Here is a 6,639-nt window from a genome sequence, read left to right on the forward strand (position 1 = left end):
AATAAGACGCAGCCAGCGTTTTCTTGATTCCAGGTTCTTGAGGAACCTCTCGTCAGGCTCTTCTTCTGCGGCAGGGTCCAGGATATCGGCACCGAACTCGGAGTCCCGTACCTCACGGCGCGTGACGTCGAGGTTGTCGGGCGGAAGGAGGACGTAGAGGATGAAGATGAGACAGATCGCCCCCAGCGGGAGGCCGAGATACATGAGCGGCATGATACCTTCAAGCGGAGCCTGCCCGCTGAGGTTCTGTGCCACCAGGATGATGATGATCGCGATCGGTCCGGCGACAAACGCGGTCACGTAGATCTCGGCGATCATCTCCAGGATTTGGAGAAGGGCCTCCTGCTCCTGTCGGGCAAGCTCACGGTATGTCTCTGACTTGGAGTTGAAGAACGTGGTGAGATTGCCTCCGCTCCGGTAGACCAGCGAGAGGTCGTTTATCAGTTCCTTGAAGTTGGCGGAGGGCGTGATCTCCATGACGTTTCGCATCGCCGTGAGGAGGTCAAGACCAAAAACCTCCACATCCCTGACGATAAGCCCGCACTCCTTCGAGACCTCGCCGTAGAGGTCGCCCGCCTCGTAAACACCCCGAAAGATCTCGTAGAGCGTGAGGGTGGACGAGAGCGCCTGCATGTAGGTGACCGCATGAGGGAGATCCGTCTCGATCCGCGTGCGGCGCCCCTCCGCCTGAAGGAGAGGGTAGAGGTAGACAGCAAGAAGCAACAGACCGACGACGGCGACAAAGCCGATCAGAACGGTAACGCCGTAAGGAAGGAAGGGGAGGATGTTGACCTCGACCCAAAAGACGGAGAAGAGGAGAACGGAGAGGATATAGAGAAAACCGGTAAGCAGGGCTATGATCAGACCGTACTGCAGGTAGCGGGTGACGGGGATCGGTATGTGGGCCGAGAGTAACGAGTGGGCTACCTCATCCCTGAAGTTACGGAACGCAGTTATCTCCTTCATTCCCGTTCCTGCACTGCCATTTCCTGTATCATCTGCCCGACCTCCGAGGGAGAGAGGGAACCCGCCCGGACCATATCCTCAAGGGCGGATCTTCGAAGAGTGATGGCTCCTTCAAGCTGCTCCCTGCTCCAGCCGTTCCGGTAGGCGATATCGTCAAAGACGGCCGACTGCTCATACACCCTGACGAAACTATCACTCCGGTGGTCCCAGGTGAAGAGCGGTTCCCACCGCACCTCGTTCTCAACGACCACGATCTCGTTCAGCGAGAGACACCGGCGGAAACCTCGCCCCTCATCATAGAGGAGGCTCTGCACCAGGATTAGATCGAGGGCGTTGAACATCGCCACCGGGACGTTGATGGGGTCATGGATCAGGCGGTTCACCGTCTCCCGTACGTTCCCTGCATGGACCGTGGAGTAGGTGGTGTGTCCGGTGTTCATCGCCTGGAAGAGGGTCTGTGCCTCCTCACCGCGCACCTCACCGACGATGATGTACTCGGGCCGCTGACGCAGCGCTGACTTCAGGAGATGGAACATGCCGACGTTGCCGGTGCCGGTGACGCTGGTGCTCTCCCGTGTCCGCATCGGCAGCCAGTTCTCGTGCGGGAGCTGGATCTCGCGTGTATCCTCGATAGAGACGATCTTTGCCACCGGGGGTATGAAGAACGAGATTGCATTCATCGTCGAGGTCTTGCCGCATGCCGTCCCCCCTGAGATGATCATGCTCTTCCGACTCACGACCGCAAGCCAGATGTGCGCCATCAGGTCGAGGCCATAGGTGTGGTTGGCGATCAGGTCGACCGGGGTCATAGGGTCGGCGCGGAACTTCCGGATGGTGAACGAGCTTCCCTTAGAGGAGATGATATCTGAGTAGGTGATCTGTGCCCGCGACCCCTCCGGGAGGGCGGCGTCGATGAGCGGGGTCGAGAGTGAGAGCTGCTTGTCGGCCTTCTGAGCGAGTTTGAGCACGAACTTGTTCAGTTCTTCCCCGCCAAAGACGCAGTTCGTCTGAATGTTGGCGTACCTCCGGTGATAGAGAAAGATTGGGACGCCGGGGCCGTTGCAGGTGATATCCTCGATCTTATCATCGTTCATCAGGGGGTCCAGTTTCCCGTAGCCGATGAAGTTGCGCCTGAGGAAGTATACGAGTACCTCCACCCGCTCATCAGGTATCTCGGGGTCGAAGGAGCGGATCACCTTCCGGAGGAGGTCCAGGTCGAGACCGAATTCGCCCCTCTTGCGGGCGGTATCATAGATCAGCATCGCCCTGAGCTGTTCAAACGTCTCCTCAAGGATGATCAACTCCTTCTCCGTGATCCCGGGTTCGACGATCTCATAGCCGAGGGTGATCGGGTCCCTGCGGTAGATGTTGGCGTAGGAGAAGGGAGGGGTCAGCCAGTAGCGTTCTACCATATCCACATCGGGGTCTGCGGGCGGGAGGTTCAGGATCAGGGGGGTGGGGTCCGGGACCTCGTCCGCGGTGATACCCCCACGAGGGGTCTCATTCGTCTTCTTCCCGAAGAGGGAGGAGATCTTCCCCCCGATGAGAGAGGAGAAGTCGAACATTATATCCCCCCGCGATAGCCATTTCCAGCCGGTTTGCCGTGATACTCGATGACCACATCCACCGCGCAGTTCCTGACAAAGACCGCCAGCGCGTAGTCTCCGGGGCCGAAGACGGCCTCGCTCTTACCCGACTCCGCCCCGTAGAGCGTCTGCCAGCCAAAGACCCTGTCAAAGACTGCGACACCGTCTTCGATGCGGTAGAGCGCGAACCGGGCGTCGCTATAGGGGGTCATCTCCTTAGAGTTATCAGAGTCCATATTCCGGATCGTATACGTGATCCGCCAGGGAACCGGGGCGATGACCTCGGTGACACCCCGGAACGAGTAGGCCCCTGGGTCCTCAAGCAGAGGGTCCCGCACCTCAAGGAGGTTCTCGTGGAGCCGCCATCTGTCGTCGTAGGTCCAGGAAACCCCAGCTGGGTACCAGGTGCTCGTGTAGTAGTCCTCCACAGGTTTCAGCCAGGTCTTCACCGGCGGGGAGAGCTCGGAGACCGGGATGCGGAGAGCCTCCGTGAGGCTCTCGTTTGCCAGGAACGGGGGCGCCTCGTCGAGTGGTTGCTTCCCGGCAATGGTGGTATCGGCATCGAGGCGGTCGTCCCGCGAGAGGGGGCGGCCCAGCCAGAGGCCGTCGCCGCCGTTGAAGAACGGAGCCATCCCATCGTAGGCGCTTCGCGGAAAACCTTTCTCCGCGGAATCCACGGTCCAGGCCGCGTTGACGATGATCAGCTGGTTCCAGATAGCGTCTTCCACGACGACGGTATGGGCATCGACAGGGGTTGCCCCGGTGACGAATGTCAGGTTCGCCGGGTAATACCGGAGATCGCTAACGTGACCGGAGGATGTGGCGTTGTGCCAGACGGCCTCACCAGAGTACCACCCTGATTCGAGATCGGCACCCTCCGGGGGGGTGACGCTACAGGTCGCGTTTCCGGGATGATAGACGAGCTTTCCTGCCGGGGCCTCCGCAACGGTCCAGTGAACCCGCCCGGGAACCGTGCCATCGGTGATCAGGGCAAGAGCAGTGGCCTCGGGGATGATCGTGCGCCGGTCGTGGGTCGCCGGGTAGTAGAGGAGGCCGACGCCGTAGCCCATCCGGTTGAGGATGGCGGCGGCAAGGACGGTATGGTCTTCACTGTCTCCTTCCCCTGTGGCAAGGGTTATGACCGGGTAGTTCGGGTAAGCGCCGGTCGCGTGGCGTTCCTCGTCTGTTGTGTAGTTGAGGCTCTCTGCGAAGGCGAGAACGTTGCCGACGGTGTCGCTGTCGCCGTACCCCAGCGCCAGGGAAGTCTCGAGGAACCAGCCTGCCAGGGTGCTGATGATCCCGTCGTCGCCGTCGGTCACGACATACTCGGCCATGCGCTCTGGTTTCTCTTCGTAGGTCCCGTATGATGAAGAGAGAAACCGCTGGTAGGTGGCGTTGGGGATGTAGAGGTCCATCTCCATCCTGCTTCCGCAGTAAGACCAGGCGTAGGACTTCAGGCCGGTGACCACCTCCTGTTCATCAGGGTCATAGGAGGGTTCGGGCCCGGGCTCGCCGGGGACCGGATCGGGCTCGGGGACATCTCCGTCACCACCGAGAAGACCGGAGAACCGGAGGGCGGCAACGGCGCCGACAATGACGATCGCGATCACAAGGACGACGATGATTTTGTTGAATAGAGTCTCGTCAAACGTGAGATCCAACCTTATCGCCTCCGTATCATGATGAGTGCTCCAAAGACCGCGGTAACGGCGATGAGCGCCTCAAACCCCGGAGACTGCGTCGTAGGCCGGGCCGCAGGCAGGGAGATGGGCGTGAACTCCGGCTCCACATAAGGCGTGGAGGCAGGTGTTGCCGGGGTCCGGTGCGGGAAGGGGTTCTGCGCATCGCTACCCGCAGTTTTGCGCTCGCTCCCCTCGGCGAGAAGCTCGAAGGTGCAGGTCTCTTTGTGATTGACATCCTTGCACCAGACAGTGACCATGTACTTCCCGGGATACCAGGTGCTGGTATCGATCGAGCCATAGGAGAACGAACGGACCCCGGTGACGCGGCTGTAACTCCCGGGAGTAGCACGATCGAACGGGATCTTCATGACGGTATTCGCCTTGCCCGATTCATGCATGTCAAGCGAGGTGACCGTCAGGGTCAGGGTGTCGGCAACGTTGGTTCCGTCGGGAGTCGTCCCCCCTCCGGCAAGGTTGGTGGCCCCCTTGACGACCAGTTCATCTCCGACGACCAGTTCGCCGGGCGGCTCGATCCGGATCAGGGGGTCTTCGATGGTGAAGGTGTCCATCACGTAGATGTCGTCGTTGTTCACCGAATCCAGAGCCTCTAAAAGGGCGGTCGCCGCATTCTTGCTGTCGAGATTTCCGAGGTCGACGAGCACTCTTCCATCATCCACACAGAACAACTCCCTCACGTGGCCCCTGAAGTAGAGTTCATTCTCTGGCAGAACGTCGAACCGGTTGTTCAGTCCTGGATGATGGTAGACGATGAAGTAGTCGCCAGGGGAGAGTTCGTAGGTGAAGTTGCGCGAATAGGCGATCCCGTACGTTCCACCGTCGTCACCCAGGGGGAACCTGGGGTTACAGTCGGCGTACTTGAAGTTTGCGCCGAAGACATACCATTTCATGTGACCGGTGGAGCCCGTCGCCCCCCCACTGCCAGGGCTCCCGCGGGCGTACCACCATGAATAGAGGAAATCACCGCGGGCGAAGACCCCCCCAGTCCCTTCGTCAAACTTCGCATGAACGGTCGGGCTGATCAGTGCATATTCCCATGACGGGGGGACCTCGCCGTCGATGGAGCCGGGAGCTCCCGGGTAGCAGCTCTTCCGGTACCCGATCGGCTGGATGTTGGCATGGACGGTATAGGTCCCTTCCTCACAATGGAAATTCAGGGTCTCCCAGTTATATTCCCACCTTCCGGTGATGGGGCTGTAATGCGCTACAGTGAAAGTATCCGGCTCGCCGTCCACCACCCCCTGTCTCGGATCAGTAAGGGGTGCGCCGTTCGCGGGCAGGTTGGGGCCTGTAACGAAGAGGTAGATTGGGATAAGGTCTGAGCGAGATGATTCGATGTTTCTCAGTGTTCCGGATAATTTGATGGTGTTACCGATGATATACGATTTTTCCTCCGGCTCGTCAAAGACCAGCGTCATGACTTTCTTGACGACGGAGAATGTTGCGGTTACCGGCTGGATGGCGCCGGGGCCGGTTGCTGAGACACGATAACTGGTGACCGGGGCCTTCTCGGGGATAGCGATCTTCAACTGCACCTCACCATCCCACTCAGGATAGGCACGGACATGATAATCAGATATCTTATCATGCCACCCGCCCCCCTCAAAGCGAGGATAGTCCTCCCCTGCCGGAGGGACAGGCAGTTTGATATCATAGAGCATGAAGGGCGTGCCCTGGACCGTGAGTACGAGATCACCGCCACGCTCCACGGACTCCCTGGACAGCTCGAGTTCAAGCGGGTAGTCCTTCACCGTGAAGGGGTAGCTCAGTTCGCGGTTGAGACCGTTCAGGGTCATCCGGAAGACCATTGTCGCCTGACAGTCCCGGGAGATGGCGCTCTGATCTGAGAGGCGGAATACGTATTTAGGGTCCGGGGTTGCAGGATCAGCGGAGAGGTCCTTGAGGGAGACCCAAATTCCAGCTGTGTTGATGATGCTGTCTGTTTTGACGTCGCCCCGCAGTTCGTACTCATACCATGAACCCTGAAACTCGCCGAGGGGGAGGTTATGCTCGGGCAGCAGGAATTGCACCCCCATCATCCGATAGGGGATGGTCCCTGGGCGGCAGGGGTTCGTTTGCGGCTCAATATCTGTCCCTGAGATGTGCACCATCATCTGTCCAAGAGAGCTGGCGACGTCCCGTATCAGACAGTATTTGCTTGAATTGGAAGTTCCGTCGCTATACACAGGATAATACTGCCCCGGGCTCCCACGAATGTAGTTTGCGATATTGTTTGTGATCGCGATCGGGTCGGTCTGCTGCCCCGAGTCAATCCTCACTATCCGAACCGCGTCTCCTTTTTCCGGGTCTGAGAATGCTGAGAAGTTCACCCTCTGCTCTCCCAGGAAAACGGTATCACCGGAGTTGATCCCGGCATTAGGCCCTTC

4 protein-coding genes are annotated in these 6,639 nt (G+C 59.4%); all 4 read right to left on the bottom strand.

Annotation, left to right across the window (positions count from 1 at the left end; genetic code table 11):
* The coding region (locus PHP59_RS10710) for a type II secretion system F family protein (protein WP_300166792.1) at positions 1 to 966 on the bottom strand (966 nt) is incomplete at its 3' end.
* Positions 963 to 2,531 carry a type II/IV secretion system ATPase subunit gene (locus PHP59_RS10715; RefSeq protein ID WP_300166794.1) on the bottom strand — a complete coding sequence of 523 codons (1,569 nt, stop codon included), beginning with the start codon at positions 2,529 to 2,531 and terminating at the stop codon, positions 963 to 965. The genes PHP59_RS10710 and PHP59_RS10715, both read right to left, overlap by 4 nt.
* On the bottom strand, positions 2,531 to 4,213 hold the full coding sequence (locus PHP59_RS10720; RefSeq protein ID WP_300166796.1) for a hypothetical protein: 1,683 nt from the start codon (positions 4,211 to 4,213) through the stop codon (positions 2,531 to 2,533). Before PHP59_RS10720 ends, PHP59_RS10715 begins: the two co-directional genes overlap by 1 nt.
* A gap of 2 nt (positions 4,214 to 4,215) precedes the next feature.
* Positions 4,216 to 6,282 carry a PGF-CTERM sorting domain-containing protein gene (locus PHP59_RS10725; protein WP_300166798.1) on the bottom strand — a complete coding sequence of 689 codons (2,067 nt, stop codon included), beginning with the start codon at positions 6,280 to 6,282 and terminating at the stop codon, positions 4,216 to 4,218.
* Between the last annotated feature and the right edge of the window lie 357 nt (positions 6,283 to 6,639).

It is taken from the genome of Methanofollis sp. (assembly GCF_028702905.1).
In the GTDB taxonomy this organism is placed as follows: Archaea; Halobacteriota; Methanomicrobia; order Methanomicrobiales; family Methanofollaceae; genus Methanofollis.